Here is a 20,932-nt window from a genome sequence, read left to right as displayed (position 1 = left end):
CCGCCGGACGGCCCGTCCGGCGGCGCGCTGACGGCTCAGACCGCGTCGCTGCCGCGTTCGCCCGTGCGGACGCGCACGATGGTCTCGACCGGCTGCACCCAGATCTTCCCGTCGCCGATCTTGCCGGTGCGGGACGCCTCGACGACGGCGTCGACGACCTTGTCGGCGATCTCGTCGTCGACGACGGTCTCGATACGCACCTTCGGCACGTAGTCCACCGAGTACTCCGCGCCGCGGTAGATCTCGGTGTGTCCCTTCTGCCTGCCGTGCCCGCGGACCTCCCCGACGGTCAGTTCGAGCACACCGAGGTGTTCGAGCGCACCGCGGACGTCCTCCAGCGCGAACGGCTTGACGATGGCGGTGACGAGCTTCATCGGCTCTCCCCCACGGGCTCACGGGTGGCCGGCGTCGCGGGGCGGGAGGCCCCGGCGAGCGCGCGGCTGCCCAGCGACGAGAAGTCGTAGGCGGTCTCGGCGTGCTCGGTCTCGTCGATGCCGGTGGCCTCGTTCTCCTCGTCGATGCGGAACCCGATGGTCACCTTGATCAGGTAGCCGAGGACCAGCGCGACGATGAAGGAGTACAGCAGCACCGCACCCGCGGCGAGCGCCTGGCGGCCCAGCTGGACCGGCCCGCCGCCGTAGAACAGGCCGTTGTCGCCGGCGGCGGCGGAGTTGACGCTGTTGTCGCCGAAGAAGCCGATGAGCAGGGTGCCCACGATGCCGCCGACGAGGTGGACGCCGACGACGTCGAGGGAGTCGTCGAGGCCGAAGCGGAACTTCAGCCCGACGGCCAGCGCGCACACCGCACCGGCGATGAGCCCGATGGCCAGCGCCCCGACCGGCTGCACGAACCCGCACGCCGGGGTGATCGCGACCAGCCCGGCGACGGCGCCGGAGGCCGCACCGAGGGTGGTGGGGTGCCCGTCGCGGACCTGCTCGACGAGCAGCCACCCGATCAGCGCGGTGGCGGTGGCGAGCATGGTGTTGGTGAACGCGGTCGCGGCGAGGTCACCCGCGGAGAGCGCGGAACCGGCGTTGAAGCCGAACCAGCCGAACCACAGCAGCGCCATGCCCAGCAGCACGAACGGGAGGTTGTGCGGACGCATCGGCTCGCGCGGCCAGCCGCGCCGCTTGCCGAGCACGATCGCCAGCGCGAGCGCCGCGGCACCGGCGTTGATGTGCACCGCGGTGCCACCGGCGAAGTCCTCGGCCTTGAGGGTGTTGGCGATCCAGCCGCCGACGTTGTCCGGGCCGGTGAAGCCGTCGAAGGCGAACACCCAGTGCGCGACCGGGAAGTACACGATGGTCACCCACAGCACGACGAACGCCGTCCAGCCCCAGAACTTCGTGCGGTCCGCGACGGCGCCGGAGATCAGCGCCGGGGTGATGACCGCGAACATGAGCTGGAACATCACGAACGCCGGCGCGGGCAGGGCGTCGGTGCCCGGCCACGGGGCCGAGTCGCTGCCGACGCCGACCATCGCGCCGACGGTGTTCGCCAGCCCGGCGAACTCCCCGCCGCCGATCAGGCCGCCGCCCACGTCGTTGCCGAAGGCCCAGCTGTAGCCGTACAGCGCCCACAGGACGCTGACCACGGCCAGGCAGACGGTGCTCATCATCAGCATGTTGAGCACGGACTTGCTGCGGGTCATCCCGCCGTAGAAGAACGCCAGTCCCGGCGTCATCACCATCACCAGCGCGGCGCTGACCAGCACCCACGCGGTGTCTCCCGCATTCACGCCCACGCGTCCTCCGTCGTCGCAGTTCCCCGACCCCGGCAGGGATGGTTCGCCCGCGGTGTTTCGTGGAGCAACCGAGCGCGGTTTCCGGTGGGTGTCGGGTCCGGGCATCCGGCACGGCCCGCGCAGACACCGCCGACGCGACACACGACGCAGCCGGGACCGACGGTCCGAACCCGGACCGGGCGCACCGATGAGTTCCGGCGACGGCCCCGGTCTCCTCTGCAACGGCGGCCCCGGCCCGGGACCGCGAGCACCGGGGAGCCCGCCATGACCACCACCCGTACCGGGACCGCGTCCACCACCTCCGCCACCCGTCGTTTGCGGGCCGCCACCGTCGGCCTGTGGGTGCTGCAGGTGCTGCTGGCCGGGGTCTTCGTGATGGCGGCGCTGCCGAAGGTGAACGCCGACCCGGTCGCGGTCGCCGGGTTCGACCTGCTGGGCCTGGGGGCCGTCGGCATGGTCGTGGTCGGCTGGCTGGAGCTGGCCGGCGCGGTCGCCCTGCTGGTCCCGCGGCTGTGCGGGCTCGCCGCCGTCTGCCAGGTCGCGCTGATGGTCGGGGCCACCGCGGTCACCGCGGTGCTGATGCCCGCGATGGTCGCGTTCCCGGCGCTGACCCTGGTGGCGGTGTGCGTGGTCGCGTGGGCCCGCCGCCGCGACACCGCGGCCCTGCTGCGCGGCCTGCGCCGCTGACCGCCCGCACGGCGCCGGCCCGTCCCCTGGTCCGGGGGACGGGCCGTCGTGGTGCGGGTGGGGCTCAGCCGATCCCGTCAGCCCATCTCGTCGAGCCGGCCGTTCGTGTAGTCGTCGTAGGCGGCGAGGTCGAGGAAGCCGTGACCGCAGTAGTTGAAGAGGATCACCTTCTCCTCCCCGGTCTCCTTCGCGGCGAGCGCCTCGTCGACGGTGGCGGCGATGGCGTGCCCGCACTCCGGCGCCGGGATCTTGCCCTCGGTGCGGGCGAATTGGATGGCGGCCTCGAACACCTTCCCCTGCGGGTAGGCGACGGCCTCCATCCGCTCGTCCTTGACCAGCGAGGACACCAGCGGCGAGTCACCGTGGTAGCGCAGCCCGCCGGCGTGGATCGACGGCGGCACGAAGTCGTGGCCCAGGGTGTACATCGGCATCAGCGGGGTGAGGCCCGCGGTGTCGCCGAAGTCGTAGTCGTAGCGGCCCTGGGTCAGCGTCGGGCACGACAGCGGCTCGACGGCGAGCAGCCGCACGCCGGAGTCCGGCACGAACGGGAAGGCGATCCCGCCCAGGTTGGAGCCGCCGCCGCACGGCGCGATGACGACGTCGGGCAGCCGCTCCCCCGCCAGCGCGAGCTGTTCCTTCGCCTCCAGACCGATCATGGTCTGGTGCAGCAGCACGTGGTTGAGCACCGAGCCGAGCGCGTAGTGGGTGTCGGAGCGGCCGACGCAGTCGCGGACCGCGTCGGAGATGGCCGAGCCCAGCGAGCCGGGGTGCTCGGGCTCGTCGACGGGCGACGGCACGACCTCGCCGCCCCAGGTCTCGATCGCGATCCGCCGGTAGGGCTTCTGCCCGTAGGACGCCCGCACCATGTAGACCTTCAGGTCCAGGTCGAACTGGGCAGCGGCGAACGACAGCGCGGTCCCCCACTGGCCCGCGCCGGTCTCGGTGGTGAGCCGGGTGGTGCCCTCGCGGGCGTTGTAGAACGCCTGGGCCACGGCCGTGTTGGTCTTGTGGCTGCCCGAGGGCGAGAGGGACTCGTCCTTGAAGTAGATCCGCGCCGGGGTGCCCAGCGCCTTCTCCAGCCGGGTCGCGCGGACCAGCGGCGTGGGCCGCCACAGCCTCAGGATGTCGAGGACCTCACCGGGGACGTCGATCCAGGGCTCGGCGCTGACCTCCTGCTCGATCAGGGCGGTCGGGAACAGCGGCGCCAGGTCCTCGGGGACGACCGGCTCGCGGGTCCCGGGGTGCAGGGGCGGCTGCGGCGGCGTCGGCAGGTGCGGCACGACGTTGAACCATGCCGAGGGGATCCGGTCCGGGGGCAGCGTCCAGCGGCTCATGACCACCGAATCTAACCCGGACGTGCGCCCGGTCACGACCCGGGCGCGCCGTGGGACCGGGTCAGAGCTCCCGGGAGGCCCGCAGCCGGCCGAGGGCCTCCTCGAGGATGGCCTCGCCGTCGGCGTCGCTGCGCCGCTCCTTCACGTACGCCAGGTGCGTCTTGTACGGCTCGGTGCGGGGCGCGGCGGGCGGGTTCTCCGCGTCGCGTCCGCCCGGCAGCCCGCAGCGCGGGCAGTCCCAGGTCTCGGGGACCTCGGCCTCCGCGGCGAACCAGGTGTTGTTGACGTGCCCGTTCGCGCAGTAGAACGGGATGCGCTCGCGCGGGGCGGTCTCGCCCCGCTCGTTCTCGCCCATCGGTCCCGCACCGACCCGGGTACCGCGGATCGCGTTGCCGCCTGCCATGTCCCGCTCCCTCTCGTCCGTCCGACCGTCAGCCGGTGGCCAGCAGCAGGCCGTTGCCGACCACCGCGATGAGCCAGATGAGGCCGACGAAGACCGTGTAGCGAGCGATGTTGCGGTCCGCCGCCGCCGAGCCGGACAGGCTCGACTGCACGCCGCCACCGAAGAGACTGGTCAGACCACCACCCTTGCTGCGCTGCAGCAGGACCATCGCGATCAGCAGGAGGCTGGTCACGATCAGGATGATCTGGAGGGTCAGGATCACGTGCGCTTCCCCATCAGTGGTCGCTCGCCGGAGTGGCCGAGAATACTCCAGCGGCCCCGGCCCCTCTGACAGGGGACCGGGGCCGCGGGACGGGTACGGAGCCGCCTACGGCAGCGGGCCACCCGCGGCGATCGCCGACAGCTTCGCGAACTCCTCGGCATCGAGGCTGGCGCCGCCGACGAGTGCGCCGTCGACGTCGGTCTGGGCCACGATCTCGCCCACGTTCGACGACTTCACCGAGCCGCCGTAGAGGACGCGGACCGTCCCGGCGACCTCGTCGGAGTACAGCTCGGCCAGCGTCGCGCGCAGCGCGGCACAGACCTCCTGCGCGTCGGCCGGGCCCGCCACCTTGCCGGTGCCGATCGCCCAGACCGGCTCGTAGGCGAGCACGAGACCGGCCGCCTGCTCGGCGGTGACGCCCTTCAGCGCCCCGCGCAGCTGGTCGGTGCAGTGCTGCACGTGGGTGCCCGCCTCGCGGACGTCCAGGCCCTCGCCGACGCACAGGATCGGGGTGATCCCGTGCTTGAGCGCGGCGAGCACCTTGGCGTTGACGACCGCGTCGTCCTCGCCGTGGATCTCGCGCCGCTCGGAGTGCCCGACGGCGACGTAGGTGCAGCCCAGCTTGGCCAGCATGACGCCCGACACGTCACCGGTGTAGGCACCGGAGTCGTGCGGGGAGAGGTCCTGGGCGCCGTGCACGAGGCGCAGCTTGTCGCCGTCGATCAGCGTCTGCACGCTGCGGATGTCGGTGAACGGCGGCAGGACGGCCACCTCGACCTTGTCGAGGTACCGGTCGGGCAGGGCGAAGGCGAGCTTCTGCACCACCGCGATGGCCTCGAGGTGGTTGAGGTTCATCTTCCAGTTGCCCGCGATGAGGGGCTTGCGGGTGGCCATCAGGCGTCCTCCTCCAGCACGGCGACGCCCGGCAGGGTCGCGCCCTCCAGGAACTCCAGGGACGCGCCGCCCCCGGTGGAGATGTGGGAGAACGCGTCCTCGGCGATGCCGAGCGCCCGGACCGCGGCGGCGGAGTCCCCGCCGCCGACGACGGAGAAGGCGTCGCCGTCGGCGATCGCCTGCGCGACACCGCGGGTGCCATCGGCGAACGGTGCCAGCTCGAACACGCCCATCGGGCCGTTCCAGAAGATCGTCTTCGCGTCGGCGATGCGGGCCGCGAACTCCCGCACCGAGTCGGGTCCGATGTCGAGGCCCATCCAGCCGTCGTCGATCCCGTCCACCGGCACGGTCCTCGTGTTCGCGTCCGCGGAGAACGCGTCGGCGACGACGACGTCGGTCGGGAGGACGATCTTGCCGGACTCCAGGAGCGTCCGGCAGGTGTCGACCTGATCGGACTCCAGCAGCGAGGAGCCGACACCGTGGCCCTGCGCGGCGAGGAACGTGAAGCACATCCCGCCGCCGACGAGCAGCGTGTCGACCTTCGGCAGCAGAGCCTCGATCACGGCCAGCTTGTCCGAGACCTTGGAGCCGCCGAGCACGACCGCGTACGGCCGCTCCGGCGAGCCGGTCAGAGTGCGGAGCACCTCGACCTCGGACAGGACGAGCCCGCCGGCGTAGGCGTCGAGCCGCTGCGCGACGTCGTAGACCGACGCCTGCTTGCGGTGCACCACGCCGAACCCGTCGGAGACGAACGCCGCGTCGTCGCCGACCAGGGCGACGAGCTCGTCGGCGAACGCGCCGCGCTCGGCGTCGTCCTTGCTGGTCTCGCGGGCGTCGAACCGGATGTTGTCCAGCATCACGACGTCACCGGCGGCCATCGACGGCAGCGGCGTGCCGAGCTCGACCAGGCGCACCGGGGCGCCGAGCAGCTCGCCGAGCCGCTGCGCGACCGGGGCGAGCGAGAGCTTCTCGTCGGGCCCGTTCTTCGGACGGCCGAGGTGCGCGGTGACGACGACCTGGGCGCCGCCCTCGTAGAGGGCGTTGATCGTCGGCACCGACGCGCGGATGCGGCCGTCGTCGGTGATGTTCCGGTCGTCGTCGAGGGGAACGTTCAGATCGGAGCGGACCAGCACGGTCCGGCCCTGTACGCCCTCGGCGACGAGGTCGTCGAGGGTCCTCACAGCTTCGACGCCACCAGACCGGTGATGTCGACGAGGCGGTTGGAGTAGCCCCACTCGTTGTCGTACCAGCCGACGATCTTGACCTGGTTGCCGATGACCTTGGTCAGGCCCGAGTCGTAGATGCACGAGTGCGGGTCGGTGACGATGTCGGAGGAGACGATCGGGTCCTCGGTGTACTTGAGGACGCCCTTGAGCGGGCCCTCCGCGGCCGCCTTCATCGCCGCGTTGATCTCCGCGGCGGTGACCTCCTTGCGGACCTCGACGGTCAGGTCGGTGGCCGAGCCGGTGGGGATCGGCACCCGCAGCGCGTAGCCGTCGAGCTTGCCCTTGAGGTGCGGCATGACCAGCGAGATCGCCTTCGCCGCACCGGTGGAGGTGGGGACGATGTTCAGGGCGGCGGCGCGGGCGCGGCGCAGGTCCTTGTGCGGGCCGTCCTGCAGGTTCTGGTCCTGGGTGTACGCGTGGATCGTGGTCATCAGACCCTTCTCGATCCCGGCCAGGTCGTCGAGCACCTTCGCCATCGGCGCGAGGCAGTTGGTGGTGCAGGACGCGTTCGAGACGATGGTCTGCGAACCGTCGTAGTCGCCGTCGTTGACGCCCTTGACGATGGTGATGTCCTCGTCGGTCGCCGGGGCGGAGATGACGACCTTCTTGGCGCCGCCGTCGAGGTGCTTGGCCGCGGCCTCGCGCTTGGTGAAGATACCGGTCGACTCGACGACGACGTCGACGCCCAGGTCCTTCCAGGGAAGCTCGGCGGGGTCGCGGACGGCCAGGCCCTTGAAGCCCTTGCCGTCGACGACGATCTCGTCGCCCGAGGTGGTGACCTCGTAGGGCAGGCGCCCCAGGATCGAGTCGTACTTGAGCAGGTGCGCGAGCGTCGCGTTGTCGGTGATGTCGTTCACCGCGACGATCTCGATGTCCGTGGTGCCGGCGGCGCGCTGGGCGTCCACCGCCCGCCAGAAGTTCCGGCCGATGCGGCCGAAGCCGTTGACTCCTACGCGGACCGTCACAGATGCCTCCAGGGCTCGTCGTGCCTGTCGTCTTCTCCCCCGGCCCGCCGGGTCCCGGCGGTGGGGTGTGGCAGGTCGATCGCGGGTCGGCGCCCGTGGCGGGCGCCGGCGCGTGCCGTGCTCGGCAGCCACCCTATCGGCGCATCGGCCGTCGCGACCCCCGTAGGGCCCGTGACCTGCGCCGCGCTCGGGGATCGGGCGCGGTCGGACCGCTCCGGACGGGCCCCGGTGTGGGGACGGAACGGTACCGGCCGGTATCCGGACACGCGACCGCCCCGTGCCCGGGCGGGTCACGGGGCCGTCGCGGGTGTGCTCAGGCCAGGCGGAGCAGGCGGCGCCAGCCCGGACGGGTGTCGGGGACGCCGGCGGCGGCGCGCTCGTCGTCGGAGAAGCCGTCGACGGGCTCGTGCGAGCGGCCGTCGCGGGCCCGGGTCACGAACGCCGAGGCCGCGGACAGCGCCGCGGTGACCCCGGCCGCGCCGGGACCGGCGGTGATGGTGGCGGTGACCGGCACGCCGAAGCGCTCGGCCCCGTCGCCCGCGGGCCGCTCGGCGACGGCGACGGCGGCGTCCCCGCCCTCGCCCCGGTTCTCCCCGGACGCGGCCGCCCGGGCACCCGCGGCGGCCGGGATCGTGCCGGTGGTCACGTCGACCAGCACGAACTCCCAGGCGTAGGTGCTCTGCTGGTGGACGATGCGCTCGCGGACGGCGGAGGTGTCGCCGACGGCGCCCTCCCCGACGAGCAGGACGACCACCCGCTCGGGGCGGTCGGCCTCGTCGCGGGCGGCGAGCTCGTCGCCGACGGCGCCGAGCAGCCGGGCCGCGCCGCCGCGCAGGTCCGGGCCGCCGAGCGGGCGCAGCTTCGCGGGCAGTGCGGTGCGGGCCTCGGCGGCACCGACCGGGACGGCGGGCGGGTGCGTGCCGTCGGGCAGCGAGCGGGTGAGGTCGTCCCCGGTGGCGACGACGACCTGCAGGTGACCGTCGTGGGCGTCCTGCTCGGCGAGCAGGTCCGCGAGACCGGAGCGCAGCGCGGGCAGGAGCGGCCGCAGCATGCTGGATCGATCGAGATGAACGGCGAGGAGGGTGGAGCCCGGGATCGTCACGGCGGCATCATGCCCGACACCCCGCACCCCCCTCGTGACGGGGTGTGACCGCGGTCAGCGCCCGCCGCCCTCCTCCTCCAGCATCTCGGCGGTGACGGCGGACTCGGTGTCGGGGATGCCGAGCTCGGCGGCCTTCTTGTCCGCGGTCTGGAGCAGCCGCCGGATCCGGCCGGCCACGGCGTCCTTGGTCATCGGTGGGTCGGCCAGCTGGCCCAGCTCCTCCAGCGACGCCTGGGTGTGCTCGGCCCGCAGCCGACCGGCGGCCTGCAGGTGCTCGGGCACCTCGTCGCCGAGGATTTCCAGGGCGCGGCTGACCCGGGCCGCCGCGGCGACCGCGGCCCGCGCCGAGCGGCGCAGGTTGGCGTCGTCGAAGTTCGCGAGCCGGTTGGCCGTCGCCCGGACCTCGCGGCGCATCCGACGCTCCTCCCAGGACAGGACGCTCTGGTGGGCGCCCATCCGGGTCAGCAGCGCGCCGATCGCGTCGCCGTCGCGGACCACGACCCGGTCGGCGCCGCGGACCTCGCGGGCCTTCGCCGCGACGCCCAGCCTGCGTGCCGCGCCGACCAGGGCCAGCGCGGCCTCGGGGCCGGGGCAGGTGACCTCCAGTGCGGAGCTGCGGCCCGGCTCGGTGAGCGACCCGTGCGCGAGGAACGCGCCGCGCCAGGCGGCCTCGGCGTCGGACAGGTCACCGGAGACCACGGGCGGCGGCAGCCCGCGCACCGGGCGGCCACGGTTGTCGAGCAGCCCGGTCTGGCGGGCGAGTCCCTCACCGTCGCGGATCACCCGGATCACGTACCGGGCGCTGCGGCGCAGACCGCCCGCGGTGATCACGTGCGCGTCGGCGGTGTGGCCGTAGAGCTCGTGGATCTCGCGGCGCAGCCTGCGGGCGACCGAGCCGGTGTCGACCTCGGCCTCGATCACCACTCTGCCGCCCACGATGTGCAGGCCGCCTGCGAAGCGGAGCAGCGAGGCGACCTCCGCGCGCCGCGACGACTGCTTGGTGACGGTGAGCCGGCTCAGCTCGTCCTTCACCGTGGCGGTCATGGCCATCGGGAGCTCCTTCCGCGCTGCGGGCTGTCGTGCTGCGGCCTGTCGTGCGTGCCGTTCTCCGCCGGGACCCGGCCGGGGGTCAGGGCGCCGAACACGTCGGCGAGCGCCCCGGCCAGTGCGTCCGGGTCGTGCCGCGGGGTCGCCGCCCGGGCGTCGGCGACGGCGGCCGGCCACACCCGTCCGCCGGGGACCAGCAGGTCGGCGGCGGCCGCGTCCAGCCGGTCCGGCAGGCTCACCGACCCGGCGTCGGCCAGGACGGCGTGCACCCGCAGACCGGGAGCGTGCCCGGACAGTACTTCAAGGTGCTGTTCGGGGGAGAAACCGGCGGTCTCCCCCGGCTCGGGGGCCAGGTTGAGCAGCACGACCCGGGCCGCCGGGGTCTCCAGCAGCGCGTCGCGCAGCCCGGGCACGAGCAGGTGCGGGAGCACGCTGGTGAACCACGAGCCGGGTCCGAGGAGCACGACGTCGGCGTCGCGCACCGCGCGGACGGCCTCGTCGCAGGCGGGCGGGTCGGCGGGCCGCAGCCAGACCCGGCGCACCCGGCCCGGGGTGGAAGCGACGGCGACCTGGCCGCGGATCAGGTGGGCGCCGTCGACGCCGTCCAGCGCGACCTCCGCCTCGATGTCCAGCGGCACCCGGGCCATCGGCAGGACCCGTCCGGCGCAGCCCATCAGCTCGCCGACGGTCGCCAGTGCGCGCACGGGGTCGCCGTCGCGTTCCAGCAGCCCGGCGAGCAGCAGGTTGCCCACCGCGTGCCCGGCCAGGGCGCCGGTCCCGCCGAAGCGGTGCTGGACCAGCCCGGACCAGAAGCGGCCCCGCTCGTCGTCGCCGGCCAGCGCCGCGAGTGCCATCCGCAGGTCGCCGGGCGGGAGCAGGCCGAGCTCGCGGCGCAGCCGCCCCGAGGAACCGCCGTCGTCGGCCACGGTGACCACCGCGGTGATGTCGGTGACCGGCGGGCAGCGGCGCAGCGCGGTCAGCGTGGCGTGCAGGCCGTGCCCACCGCCGAGCGCGACCACCCGCAGTCCCCCGGTGCGCTCGGGTGGGCGTGGGCTCACTCGCGCCCCATGTCGCGGTGCTCGACGTTGACCTGGATGCCCTCGCGGTCGGCGAGCCGGCGCCCGATCTCCTCCGAGATCGCCACCGAGCGGTGCTTGCCGCCGGTGCAGCCGACGGCCACGGTCAGGTAGCGCTTGCCCTCGCGCCGGTACCCGGCGCCGACGAGGTCGAGCAGCTCCAGGTAGCGGTCGACGAACTCCTCCGCGCCCTCCTGGGACAGCACGTAGTCGCTGACCTCCCGGTCGCGGCCGGTGAACGGGCGCAGCTCGGGGATCCAGTGCGGGTTGGGCAGGAACCGCACGTCGACGACGAGGTCGGAGTCCAGCGGCAGCCCGTACTTGTAGCCGAACGACAGCACCGTCACCCGGGTCGCGGCGTGCGCGCTCTCCTGGGCGAACGAGCCCTCGATCCGGGTGCGCAGGTCGTGCACCGACAGGTTCGAGGTGTCGACGACGAGGTCGGCGTCCTCGCGCAGCGGACGCAGCACCTCGCGCTCGGCGCCCAGGCCGTCGGTGATGCGCCCGGCGCCCTGCAGCGGGTGCGAGCGGCGGTTCTGCTCGAAGCGGCGCACCAGCACCGCGTCGGAGGCCTCCAGGAACAGCAACTTCGGCCGGTAGCCGCGGCCGTCGAGGTCCTTGATGACGGCTCCGAGATCGTCGGTGAACGCGCGGGAGCGCACGTCCATCACCACCGCGATCCGGGCCACCTCGCCCCGGGCCCGCGACCCCAGCTCGACCATCGTGGCGATGAGTTCGGGCGGCAGGTTGTCCACCACGAACCAGCCCAGGTCCTCCAGGACCTTCGCCGCGGTGCTGCGCCCGGCCCCGGACAGGCCGCTGACCACCGCGACCTCGATCCCCGGGCCCGCGGTCACCTCGCCGTTGTCGTCGGTCATGCCTTCTCCCCCTCGGTTCCGGCGTGCAGGGCCGCGACCACGGACTCGGCGGTCCGGCGACCGAAGCCGGGCACACCGGCGATCTCGTCGACGTCGGCGGCGCGCACCTTGCGCACCGACCCGAAGTGCTTGAGCAGCGCCTGCTTGCGGGCCGGGCCGAGCCCGGGGACCCCGTCGAGAGCGGACGCCGTCATGCCCTGCGAACGACGCTGGCGGTGATAGGTGATGGCGAACCGGTGCGCCTCGTCCCGGATCCGCTGCAGCAGGTAGAGACCCTCGCTGGTCCGGGACAGGATCACCGGGTCGGTGTCGTGGGGCAGCCAGACCTCCTCGAGGCGCTTGGCCAGCCCGCACACCGCGACGTCGGTGATCCCCAGTTCGGCGAGCTCGGCGGCGGCCGCGTCGACCTGCGGCTTCGCACCGTCGACGACGAGCAGGTTCGGCGGATAGGCGAACTTCTTGGGCCGCCCGGTCTCCGGGTCGATCCCGGTGCGCACGGTGTCACCCGGCGCGACCTCGCCGGAGCCCTCGGTGGGCGCGGGCTCGTCGGCGGTCTCGGCCAGGTAGCGGCGGAACCGGCGGCGCACCACCTCCGCGATCGAGGCGACGTCACCCTCTTGTGCGGCGTCGCGGATCTCGAAGCGGCGGTACTCGGACTTGCGGGGCAGCCCGTCCTCGAACACCACCAGCGACGCGACCACGTTCGTGCCCTGCACGTGGCTGATGTCGATGCACTCGATCCGCAGCGGTGCCTGGTCGAGCTCCAGGTTCTCCTGGATCTCCTGCAGTGCGGCCGAGCGGGCGGTGAGGTCCCCGGCGCGGCGCAGCTTGTGCTGGGCGAACGCCTCCTTCGCATTGCGCGCGACGGTCGCGGCCAGATCACGCTTGTCACCGCGCTGGGGCACCCGGATCTGCACCTTGGAGCCGCGCAGCCCGGTCAGCCAGCGCTCCAGCGCGGGCGTGTCGGAGGGCAGCACCGGGACCAGGATCTCCTTGGGCACCGGCTGCGCCGCGTCGTCGGCGGCGCCCGCGAGGGCGTGCTGCTCGCCGTAGAACTGCGAGACGAACCGCTCGACGAGCTGCTCGGTGTCGGTCGGCTCGACCTTGTCGATCACCCAGCCGCGCTGGCCGCGGACCCGGCCGCCGCGGACGTGGAAGACCTGGACCGCGGCCTCCAACTCGTCCTCGGCGAAGGCGACCACGTCGGCGTCGGTGCCGTCGCCCAGCACGACGGCCTGCTTCTCCAGCGCGCGGCGGAGCGCCCCGAGGTCGTCGCGCAGCCGGGCGGCGCGCTCGAACTCGAGGTTCTCCGAGGCCTCGGCCATCTCGCGTTCGAGCTGGCGGACCATCCGGTCGGTGCGTCCGGACAGGAAGTCGGAGAAGTTCTCGACGATGTCACGGTGCTCGTCGGCGGTGACCGTGCCCACGCAGGGGGCGGAGCACTTGTCGATGTAGCCCAGCAGGCAGGGCCGCCCGATCTGGCCGTGCCGCTTGAAGACCCCCGTCGAGCAGGTGCGCGCGGGGAAGACCCGCAGCAGCAGGTCGAGGGTCTCCCGGATGGCCCAGGCGTGGGCGTACGGGCCGAAGTAGCGGACGCCCTTGCGGCGCGGGCCGCGGTAGACGTGCAGCCGCGGGTACTCCTCGTGCATCGTCACCGCGAGCACGGGATAGCTCTTGTCGTCACGGTAGCGGACGTTGAACCGAGGGTCGTACTCCTTGATCCAGTTGTACTCGAGCTGGAGCGCCTCGACCTCGGTCCCGACGACCGTCCACTCCACCTTCGCCGCGGTGGTGACCATCTGCCGGGTGCGCGGGTGCAGGCCGGACAGGTCGGCGAAGTAGGAGTTCAGCCGCTGCCGCAGGCTCTTGGCCTTGCCGACGTAGATCACCCGGCCACGGGGGTCGGAGAAGCGGTACACCCCGGGCGACTCCGGGATCGTCCCGGTCGCCGGACGGTAGGTGCTGGGGTCGGCCATGGTGAATCCCAGGGTAGTTGCGGGCACCGACGGTTCCGGCCCGGCCCCGGCCTCGGCGCGGGCTCCGGACGAGGTGTAGGGACGCGTGTCGGCCGGGGACCGCGCACGAGCGCACCGGAACTGTCGGTAGGGTCCGGTACACCTCGCCCTCGAACACGAGTTCGACCTTACCGAGCCCGAGGAGACCGCCGTGAGCACCGCGCAGGAGACCGGCCCCCGCACCTACATCGGCACCGCGCCGGGTGAGCAGGTGCCCGGGGCCCGGCTGGACCGGATCCGCAAGCTGCTGGCGAAGGCGGAGCGGGCCGGCACCCCGGACGAGGCCGAGATCTACACCGACAAGGCGTTCGCGCTGATGGCACGGCACGGGATCGACGAGGCGCTGCTGGCGGCGGCGCCCGGCGCCGGGCCGTCACGGGCCGACCCGATCGGCCGGAGCCGGATCACCGTCGACAACCCCTACAGCGGGGCGAAGGCGCGGCTGCTGGGGTGGACGGCGTCGGCGCTGCGGTGCCGGTGGGTGATGCACGACCAGCGGGGCGGCTCGGTCGCCGCGGTCACCGTGTTCGGGTTCGCCTCCGACCGGGAGCGGGTGGAGCTGCTCTACACGTCGCTGCTGCTGCAGGCCACGGCCGCGCTGGCCGCGGTCCGCCCGCCGGACCCCGGCGAGTCGGTGGCGGCCTACCGGCGGTCCTGGATCTACGGCTTCGCGGGCCGGGTGTACGAGCGGCTGTGCGAGGCCGAGCGCTCCGCACTGGGCGAGACCGAGGCCGAGACCGGGCGGGCGGCCGCATCGACCGAACTGGTGCTGGCCGACCGCGGCGCCGAGGTCGACCGGGCCTACGACGCCGAGTTCGGCAGGCTGCGCCGCGCCCGCCGCCCGCAGGTGTCGGGCAGCGGCTTCCGGCACGGGGCCGCCGCGGCCGACCGGGCCGACCTGGGCGGCCCGGTCCTGGACCGCCGGGCCGGGGCGCCGGGCATCGGCGCCTGAGCCGGCCTACTCCCCCAGGACGGCGGCGCGGTGCAGCGTGCGCAGGGTCCGGACGTGTCGCACGGCCAGCCCGCGGTCGACGGCCTGCACGGCGAGCACCGACTGGTACTCGTCGTCGGGAAGCTCCAGGCGGGCCGAGGCGGCGCCGTCGGGGAACGAGACGCCGTGCACGTCGGCCCAGTCGTACCACCGGGCGGTGATGACGTTGCGGACCTCGATGCCGTGGCTGTCGGCGCGCCCCCGGGGGCGGGCCATGAGCAGCAGCCCGCCGGCGACGAACGCCCCGATGACCATCATCGCGACCTGGTCGGCCGGCTGGAAGATCACCCCGGTGTCCTCGGCGGGCATGAAGTAGGCCGCGATGAAGAAGAACACCATCACGCCGGCGGCGCTGAGCCAGGCGGTCCAGCGGATGACCCGCGGGCGCAGGGTCACCGCGTCCGGTCCGGGTCCGGTCCGGGTCTGCGCCACCGGGGCGGCGGGGGCGGTGGAGTCGGTCGGCTGCTCGGTCACTGGAGTCTCCCTGTGCTGACCCGGGTCGGGGTCACGGGCGGGTCGGGGCGCCGGCGCGCAGGTCGCGCAGCGCCAGCGCCGATTCGAGTGCGGCGATGCAGGCCTCGGTCCCCTTGTCCTCGGCCGCGCCCGGCGCGCCGGAGCGGTCGATCGCCTGGTCCACCGTGTCCGTGGTGAGCACGCCGTTGCCGACCGGGGTCGACTCGTCGAGCGCCACGCGGGTGAGGCCCGCGGTGACGGCGTCGCAGACGTACTCGAAGTGCGGGGTGCCGCCGCGGACGACGACACCGAGCGCGACAACGGCGTCGTGGCCACGGGCCAGCTCCTGGGCGACGACCGGCAGCTCGACGGTGCCGGGCACCCGCACGACGGTGGGCTCGGCACCGGCCTCCCGAGCCGTGGCGACGGCCCGTTCCAGCAGCCGGTCCACGATCTCGGCGTGCCAGCGGGCCGCCACCACCCCGACCCGCAGTCCGCTCGCGTCCAGCTGCGTGGCCCCGGAGGGCCGGCCCTCACCGCTCATGGGCCGATTCTCGCCTCTCGGCCCGCGCGCCGCGCCACGGGGTCTCCCGGTGGGCGGTGCGCGGCCGGGTCAGAGCGCCGGGTCGGCGACCTCGCCGAGGTCGGGCAGGTCGTGGCCCATCCGGTCGCGCTTGGTCCGCAGGTAGCGCAGGTTCTGCGGGGTCGCGCGCACCGGCATCGGCTCGCGACCGACGACGCGCAGCCCATAGCCCTCCAGCCCGGCGCGCTTGTCCGGGTTGTTGGTGAGCAGCCGCATCGACTTCACGCCGAGGTCGGCGAGGATCTGGGCGCCGATGCCGTAGTCCCGGGCGTCGGCGGGCAGCCCCATCGCGAGGTTGGCGTCGACGGTGTCGGCGCCGGCCTCCTGGAGCTGGTAGGCCTGCAGCTTGTGCAGCAGGCCGATCCCCCGGCCCTCGTGTCCACGCATGTAGAGCACGACGCCGCGGCCCTCCTTGGCGACGGCCTCCAGGGCCGCGTCGAGCTGGGGGCCGCAGTCGCAGCGCAGCGAGCCGAGGACGTCTCCGGTGAGGCACTCGGAGTGCACCCGGACGAGCACGTCCTCGCCGTCGTCGGCGGGGGTGGCGACGTCGCCCATCACCATGGCGATGTGCTCGGTACCGTCGAGGGTGCAGTCGTAGCCGTGCGCGAGGAAGTCACCGTGGCCGGTGGGGATCCGCGCGGTAGCGACCCGCTCGACGTGCTTCTCGTAGCGGCGCCGGTAGGCGATGAGGTCGGCGATGGTGATCAGCGTGAGGTCGTGGTCGGCGGCGAACACGCCGAGTTCCTCGCCGCGGGCCATCTCGCCGGTGTTCTTCTCCGAGACGATCTCGCACAGCGCGCCGGCGGCGGGCAGGCCCGCCATCCGGGCGAGGTCGACCGCGGCCTCGGTGTGCCCGGGACGGCGCAGCACCCCGCCTTCACGGGCCTGCAGCGGCACGACGTGCCCGGGCCGGACCAGGTCGTGCCGGTCGGTCCCCGGGTCCGCGAGCGTGCGGATCGTGTGCGCACGGTCCTGGGCGGAGATGCCGGTGGTGACGCCCTCCTTCGCGTCCACGGTGACCGTGTACGCGGTGCGGAAGGAGTCGCGGTTGGTGTGGTGCATCGGCGGCAGGTCGAGCCGCTCGCAGGCCTCACCGGTGATGGCCACGCAGACGTAGCCGGAGGTGTAGCGGACGGTGAACGCCAGCAGCTCCGCGGTCGCCTTCGACGCGGCGAAGATCAGGTCGCCCTCGTTCTCGCGGTCCTCGTCGTCCATCACGACGACCGGCTTGCCCTCGGCGATGTCGGCGATGGCCTTCTCGATCTGGGCGAAGCGCTCGGCCCGCTCCGAGGGGGACATCGCGGTGTGCGGGGCGTCCGGCAGCTTGCCCGACCCCTGGCCTGCCGGAGTGACCGGCGACGTCAACGGCTCGCTCACCGGGCGACCCCTTCCTGTCCGAACCCGGGCCCCTGCAGGTACCCCGCGGTCATGCGTTCCACGTACTTGGCGATCACGTCGACCTCCAGGTTGACCGGGTCCCCCGGGGCGCGCGACCCCAGTGTGGTCTCGGCGAGGGTCGTCGGGATCAGCGCCACCCCGAACCCGTCCGGGTACACGGTGGCGACGGTCAGCGAGACACCGTCGACGGCGACGGAGCCCTTCTCGACGACGTAGCGGGCGAGCTCGGCGGGCAGCGAGAACCGGACCTCGTCGCTGCGCTCGCCGGGGGTGCGGGAGACCACGGTGCCGATGCCGTCCACGTGCCCCTGCACGATGTGGCCGTCGAGCCGGCCACCGGCGGGCACGGCGCGCTCCAGGTTGACCCCGGACCCGGCACCGACGGCGCCGAGCGAGGTCCGCTTCAGCGTCTCGGGCACCAGCTCCAGGGTGAGCGTGGCCGCGCCCGGCCCGGTGACGACGGCGGTGAGACAACAGCCGTTCACCGCGACCGACTCCCCGTGCCCGACCTCGGCGGCCAGTGCCGCGCGCACGGTCAGCACGACGACGTCGTCGTCGGTGCGGACGTCGACGACCTCGCCGACCTCCTCCACGATCCCGGTGAACATCGCCCGTCCCTCCTACTGCGGCACGTCCGGCCCGGTCGGGCCGGATGCCGGTCGTGCGTCGATGACCACGTCGTCGCCGACGCGGTGGATCTCGTCCACGTGCAACCGAACGATGTCGGCGATCGTTACCACGCCCGCGTCACCGACGGCGTGCGGTCCCGCGCCGAGCAGGGCCGGGGCCAGGTGCACGAGCACCCGGTCGACGAGTCCTGCGGCGACGAACGCACCGGCGAGGGTCGGTCCGCCCTCGAGGAGCACGTCCACCACGGTCCGGTGGCTGAGCTCGGCGAGCACCTCCCCCGGATCGCGGGTGCGGAGGTGGAGCACGTCGGCGGTGCCGGCTTCGTCGGTCCGGGCCAGCCGGGCGCCGGGCGGGACGTCGCGGTGTCCCACCACCACCCGCAGGGGCTGGTGGTCGAACAAGGTGCCGTCGGGCCGGCGGGCGGTCAGCGCCGGGTCGTCGGACAGGACGGTACCCGTGCCCGCGACGATCGCGTCCATCCTGCGGCGCAGGTCATGCACCGTGCCGCGCGCGGCCGGGCCGGTGATCCAGCGGCTGGTGCCGTCGGCGGCGGCGACGCGGCCGTCGAGCGTGGTGGCGACCTTCCAGGTCACGTGGGGGCGTCCGGTGCGCGTGCGGTGCAGCCAGCCGCGCAGCGGACCGAGCGCGACCTCGTCGGCGAGCGTGCCGAGTGTCACATCCACTCCGGCGGCGCGCAGCCGGTCCAGACCGCCCGCGGCGACGGGGTTCGGGTCGGCGACCGCGGCGTGCACGCGGGCGATACCCGCCTCCAGGAGACCTTCCACGCACGGCGGGGTGCGGCCGGTGTGGTTGCATGGTTCGAGGGTGACCACCGCGGTGCCGCCCGCGGCCCGCGGGCCCGCCGCGGCGAGCGCGACCCGTTCGGCGTGCGGGCCGCCGGGTCGTGCGGTGGCGCCGACACCTGCCACCTCGCCGTGCCGGTCGAGGATGACGCAGCCGACCGCCGGGTTGGGGCTGGTGGTGCCGTGGACCTCCACGGATGCGGCCAGGGCACGGCGCATCGCCGCCACCGTGCGGCGGTCCGGGCCGGTCGAGCCGTCCACTGCTCCTCGCTCCGGGGCCGGGGCGGGCTCAGCCGGCCCAGCGGTGCGGGTTCGCGCGGCGGACGCTGTCGCGCAGCGCGGCGACGGCGCGGCCCGGGTCCTCGGCGCCGTAGACGGCCGACCCGGCGACGAAGCAGTCGACGCCGGCCTCGGCGGCCGCGTCGATGGTGTCGGCGTTGATGCCGCCGTCGATCTCGACGAGCACGGTGAGGTGCCCGGTGTCGACCAGGTTGCGGACGGTGCGGACCTTGTCGAGGACCTCGGGGATGAAGCTCTGCCCGCCGAAGCCGGGCTCGACGCTCATGACCAGCAACGTGTCGTAGTGGCGGAGCACCTCGACCCAGGGGTCGAGCGGGGTGCCGGGCTTGATCGACAGCCCGGCGAGGGACCCGGCGGCGCGCAGGTTCTTGGCGAGCATCACCGGATCGTGGGCGGCCTCGGCGTGCACGGTGACGTTGCGGGCGCCCGCCTCGGCGTAGCCCGGGGCCCAGCGGTCCGGGTCCTCGATCATCAGGTGGCAGTCGAGCGGGATGTCGGTGGCGGCGCGCAGGCTCTGCACCACCGGCAGGCCGAGCGTCAGGTTCGGCACGAAGTGCGCGTCCATGACGTCGACGTGCAGCCAGTCCGCGCCGTTCCCGGTCCCGTCGCCGCTCACGGCGGCGGCCTCCTCGCCGAGTCGGGCGAAGTCGGCCGAGAGGATGCTGGGCGCGATCATCGGGTGCACGCCGAGGAGGTTACTGGCCGCTCGCCGGCGGCCCCGCACCCGTGGGCGAGGCCGCCGTCACACCGCGGTCAGTCGTCGAGCGGGCGGCGCAGCAGCGCCAGGAACATCGCGTCGGTGCCGTGCACGTGCGGCCACAGCTGGACGGTCGGCCCGTCCCCGAGGCCGGGGACCTCGCCGGGCAGCCAGGCGCGCGCGTCGAGCTGTTCGACGGCACCGGCCGGGCCGGGGCGTCCGTCGCGGCCGACGATCCGGCCGACGACGCCGACGGTCTCCGACACGTGCGGCGAGCAGGTGACGTAGGCGACGACGCCGCCGGGGCGGACATGACGCAGCGCAGCGACGAGCAGCTCGCGCTGCAGCCGGGTCAGCGTCGCGATGTCCTCGGGGCGGCGCCGCCAGCGGGCCTCGGGGCGGCGGCGCAGCGCGCCCAGCCCGGTGCAGGGCGCGTCGACGAGCACCCGGTCGTAGCCGCCGTCGGGCAGCGGGGCCTCCCGGCCGTCGGCGACGTGCACGGTGACCGGCAGCTCCGCGACGGACCGGCGCACGAGATCGGCGCGGTGCTGGCTGGACTCGACCGCGTCGAGCGTGCCGCCCCGGGCGGCGACGAGCCCGCCCAGCAGCGACGCCTTGCCGCCCGGCCCGGCGCACAGGTCGAGCCAGCGGCCGGTGTCCTCGCCCAGCAGCTCGGCCCGGGCGAGCGCGGCGGCGACGAGCTGGCTGCCCTCGTCCTGGACGATCGCGAGCCCCTCGGCGACGGCGTCGAGCTCGCCGACGTCGCCGCTGCCCGGTTCCAGGTGCACCCCGTAGGGCGAGTAGGGCGCCTGCTCGCCGCCGGTGGCGAGGGCCAGCTCCTCGGCGGTGATCTCGCCGGGCCGGGCGAGCAGGTGCACGCGCGGTCGGGTGTCGTCGGCGGCGAGGGCGGCGGTCAGCTCCTCACCGGTCCCGCCGAGCGCGTCGGCGAAGGCCTGCGCGATCCAGCGCGGGTGGGCGTGGCGCAGCGCGGCGTCGCCGACCGGGTCCTCGGCGGGGTCGGGGGCGAGGCGGTCGAGCCACTCGGCCTCGGTGTGCTCGCCGATGCGGCGCAGCACCGCGTTGACGAACCCGGCCGACTGCGAACCGTGATCGGACCGGACCAGCTCGACGCAGGTGGTGACGGCCGCGTGGTCGGGCACCCGGGTGCGCAGCAGCTGGTAGGCGCCCAGGCGCAGCGCGTCGAGCAGGGCGTGCTCGATCTTGGCCAGCGGGCGGTCGGTGCAGGCGTCGATGATCGTGTCGAGCAGTCCCTGGGCGCGCAGGGTGCCGTAGCCGAGCTCGGTCGCCAGGCCGGCGTCGCGGTCGCGCAGCCGGTGCCGGCGCAGGATGCCGGGCAGGGCGAGGTTGGCGTAGGCGTCGCGCTCGCGGACGGCGGTCAGCAGCTCGTAGGCCGCCTGCCGGGCGGGGTCGACGGCCGGGGGCC

The 20,932-nt window shown here is 74.0% G+C and carries 22 protein-coding genes; 2 read left to right on the top strand and 20 right to left on the bottom strand.

All coding sequences use genetic code 11. The features are described from left to right. Nucleotides 1–35: 35 nt before the first annotated feature. On the bottom strand, nucleotides 36–374 hold the full coding sequence (locus tag NH602_RS13070) for a P-II family nitrogen regulator (protein WP_253067957.1): 339 nt from the start codon (nucleotides 372–374) through the stop codon (nucleotides 36–38). Then, nucleotides 371–1,738, bottom strand: coding sequence for an ammonium transporter (locus NH602_RS13065; RefSeq protein WP_253067956.1), 1,368 nt, complete (start codon nucleotides 1,736–1,738; stop codon nucleotides 371–373). The genes NH602_RS13070 and NH602_RS13065 overlap by 4 nt, the downstream gene beginning before the upstream one ends. 270 nt (nucleotides 1,739–2,008) lie before the next feature. Between NH602_RS13065 and NH602_RS13060 the strand changes: the two genes are divergently transcribed. Beyond that, nucleotides 2,009–2,431: a DoxX family protein gene (locus tag NH602_RS13060; protein WP_253067955.1), complete on the top strand. Its 423-nt coding sequence runs from the start codon at nucleotides 2,009–2,011 to the stop codon at nucleotides 2,429–2,431. Nucleotides 2,432–2,508: 77 nt separating this feature from the next. Here NH602_RS13060 and NH602_RS13055 read toward each other — a convergent pair whose 3' ends face one another. The 11 genes from NH602_RS13055 to uvrC form a co-directional block, all read right to left on the bottom strand. Further along, complete coding sequence (locus NH602_RS13055) at nucleotides 2,509–3,765, bottom strand: TrpB-like pyridoxal phosphate-dependent enzyme (RefSeq protein WP_253067954.1); 1,257 nt, start codon at nucleotides 3,763–3,765, stop codon at nucleotides 2,509–2,511. Nucleotides 3,766–3,826: 61 nt separating this feature from the next. Beyond that, the gene (locus tag NH602_RS13050) at nucleotides 3,827–4,168 is read right to left on the bottom strand and encodes an RNA polymerase-binding protein RbpA (protein WP_020627702.1); all 342 of its coding nucleotides are present in this window, start codon (nucleotides 4,166–4,168) and stop codon (nucleotides 3,827–3,829) included. A gap of 28 nt (nucleotides 4,169–4,196) precedes the next feature. Beyond that, nucleotides 4,197–4,430, bottom strand: coding sequence for a preprotein translocase subunit SecG (secG, locus tag NH602_RS13045; protein ID WP_020627703.1), 234 nt, complete (start codon nucleotides 4,428–4,430; stop codon nucleotides 4,197–4,199). Nucleotides 4,431–4,535: 105 nt separating this feature from the next. Then, entirely contained in the window at nucleotides 4,536–5,324 is a 789-nt protein-coding gene (gene tpiA / locus NH602_RS13040) for a triose-phosphate isomerase (RefSeq protein ID WP_062395591.1), read from the bottom strand. Then, nucleotides 5,324–6,505, bottom strand: a complete 1,182-nt coding sequence (pgk, locus tag NH602_RS13035; RefSeq protein ID WP_179762656.1) for a phosphoglycerate kinase — start codon at nucleotides 6,503–6,505, stop codon at nucleotides 5,324–5,326. Before pgk ends, tpiA begins: the two co-directional genes overlap by 1 nt. After that, a complete protein-coding gene (gene gap, locus NH602_RS13030) occupies nucleotides 6,502–7,515 on the bottom strand; it encodes a type I glyceraldehyde-3-phosphate dehydrogenase (protein ID WP_073574708.1) in 1,014 nt (337 codons plus the stop codon). The genes pgk and gap overlap by 4 nt, the downstream gene beginning before the upstream one ends. Nucleotides 7,516–7,828: 313 nt before the next feature. Continuing rightward, nucleotides 7,829–8,566 carry a hypothetical protein gene (locus NH602_RS13025; RefSeq protein ID WP_179762655.1) on the bottom strand — a complete coding sequence of 246 codons (738 nt, stop codon included), beginning with the start codon at nucleotides 8,564–8,566 and terminating at the stop codon, nucleotides 7,829–7,831. A 105-nt stretch (nucleotides 8,567–8,671) separates the two neighbouring features. Beyond that, nucleotides 8,672–9,667 (bottom strand): DNA-binding protein WhiA, encoded by a 996-nt coding sequence (whiA, locus tag NH602_RS13020; RefSeq protein WP_062395598.1) that lies wholly within the window; start codon nucleotides 9,665–9,667, stop codon nucleotides 8,672–8,674. Beyond that, entirely contained in the window at nucleotides 9,658–10,689 is a 1,032-nt protein-coding gene (yvcK, locus tag NH602_RS13015; RefSeq protein WP_083658452.1) for a uridine diphosphate-N-acetylglucosamine-binding protein YvcK, read from the bottom strand. The genes whiA and yvcK overlap by 10 nt, the downstream gene beginning before the upstream one ends. Nucleotides 10,690–10,718: 29 nt before the next feature. Beyond that, nucleotides 10,719–11,618, bottom strand: a complete 900-nt coding sequence (gene rapZ, locus NH602_RS13010) for an RNase adapter RapZ (protein ID WP_073574705.1) — start codon at nucleotides 11,616–11,618, stop codon at nucleotides 10,719–10,721. Continuing rightward, a complete protein-coding gene (gene uvrC / locus NH602_RS13005; protein WP_179762654.1) occupies nucleotides 11,615–13,594 on the bottom strand; it encodes an excinuclease ABC subunit UvrC in 1,980 nt (659 codons plus the stop codon). The genes rapZ and uvrC overlap by 4 nt, the downstream gene beginning before the upstream one ends. A 190-nt stretch (nucleotides 13,595–13,784) precedes the next feature. On the opposite strand from uvrC, the gene NH602_RS13000 reads away from it, so the two are divergent. Next, complete coding sequence (locus NH602_RS13000; protein WP_308292835.1) at nucleotides 13,785–14,585, top strand: DUF2786 domain-containing protein; 801 nt, start codon at nucleotides 13,785–13,787, stop codon at nucleotides 14,583–14,585. A 6-nt stretch (nucleotides 14,586–14,591) separates the two neighbouring features. On the opposite strand, the gene NH602_RS12995 is transcribed toward NH602_RS13000, so the two are convergent. The 7 genes from NH602_RS12995 to NH602_RS12965 all read right to left on the bottom strand — a co-directional run. Next, nucleotides 14,592–15,098 (bottom strand): PH domain-containing protein, encoded by a 507-nt coding sequence (locus tag NH602_RS12995; RefSeq protein WP_374210164.1) that lies wholly within the window; start codon nucleotides 15,096–15,098, stop codon nucleotides 14,592–14,594. A 31-nt stretch (nucleotides 15,099–15,129) separates the two neighbouring features. Next, nucleotides 15,130–15,621 (bottom strand): 6,7-dimethyl-8-ribityllumazine synthase, encoded by a 492-nt coding sequence (gene ribH / locus NH602_RS12990; RefSeq protein WP_100877626.1) that lies wholly within the window; start codon nucleotides 15,619–15,621, stop codon nucleotides 15,130–15,132. 69 nt (nucleotides 15,622–15,690) lie between these two features. Beyond that, the gene (locus NH602_RS12985; protein WP_073574702.1) at nucleotides 15,691–16,959 is read right to left on the bottom strand and encodes a bifunctional 3,4-dihydroxy-2-butanone-4-phosphate synthase/GTP cyclohydrolase II; all 1,269 of its coding nucleotides are present in this window, start codon (nucleotides 16,957–16,959) and stop codon (nucleotides 15,691–15,693) included. A 74-nt stretch (nucleotides 16,960–17,033) separates the two neighbouring features. Then, nucleotides 17,034–17,666, bottom strand: a complete 633-nt coding sequence (locus NH602_RS12980; protein WP_179762652.1) for a riboflavin synthase — start codon at nucleotides 17,664–17,666, stop codon at nucleotides 17,034–17,036. A gap of 12 nt (nucleotides 17,667–17,678) precedes the next feature. Beyond that, entirely contained in the window at nucleotides 17,679–18,710 is a 1,032-nt protein-coding gene (gene ribD / locus NH602_RS12975) for a bifunctional diaminohydroxyphosphoribosylaminopyrimidine deaminase/5-amino-6-(5-phosphoribosylamino)uracil reductase RibD (protein WP_179763160.1), read from the bottom strand. A 70-nt stretch (nucleotides 18,711–18,780) separates the two neighbouring features. Further along, nucleotides 18,781–19,467, bottom strand: a complete 687-nt coding sequence (gene rpe, locus NH602_RS12970) for a ribulose-phosphate 3-epimerase (RefSeq protein WP_179763159.1) — start codon at nucleotides 19,465–19,467, stop codon at nucleotides 18,781–18,783. A 77-nt stretch (nucleotides 19,468–19,544) separates the two neighbouring features. Then, nucleotides 19,545–20,932: RsmB/NOP family class I SAM-dependent RNA methyltransferase (locus NH602_RS12965; RefSeq protein ID WP_253067953.1), on the bottom strand; the 1,388-nt coding region annotated here is incomplete at its 5' end.

Origin of the sequence: Pseudonocardia sp. McavD-2-B (assembly GCF_024124365.1) — a bacterium.
Classification (GTDB): Bacteria; Actinomycetota; Actinomycetes; order Mycobacteriales; family Pseudonocardiaceae; genus Pseudonocardia; species Pseudonocardia alni.
The sequence above is the reverse complement of the archived record's forward strand: the minus strand, read 5'-3'. Positions and strand labels throughout refer to the sequence as shown.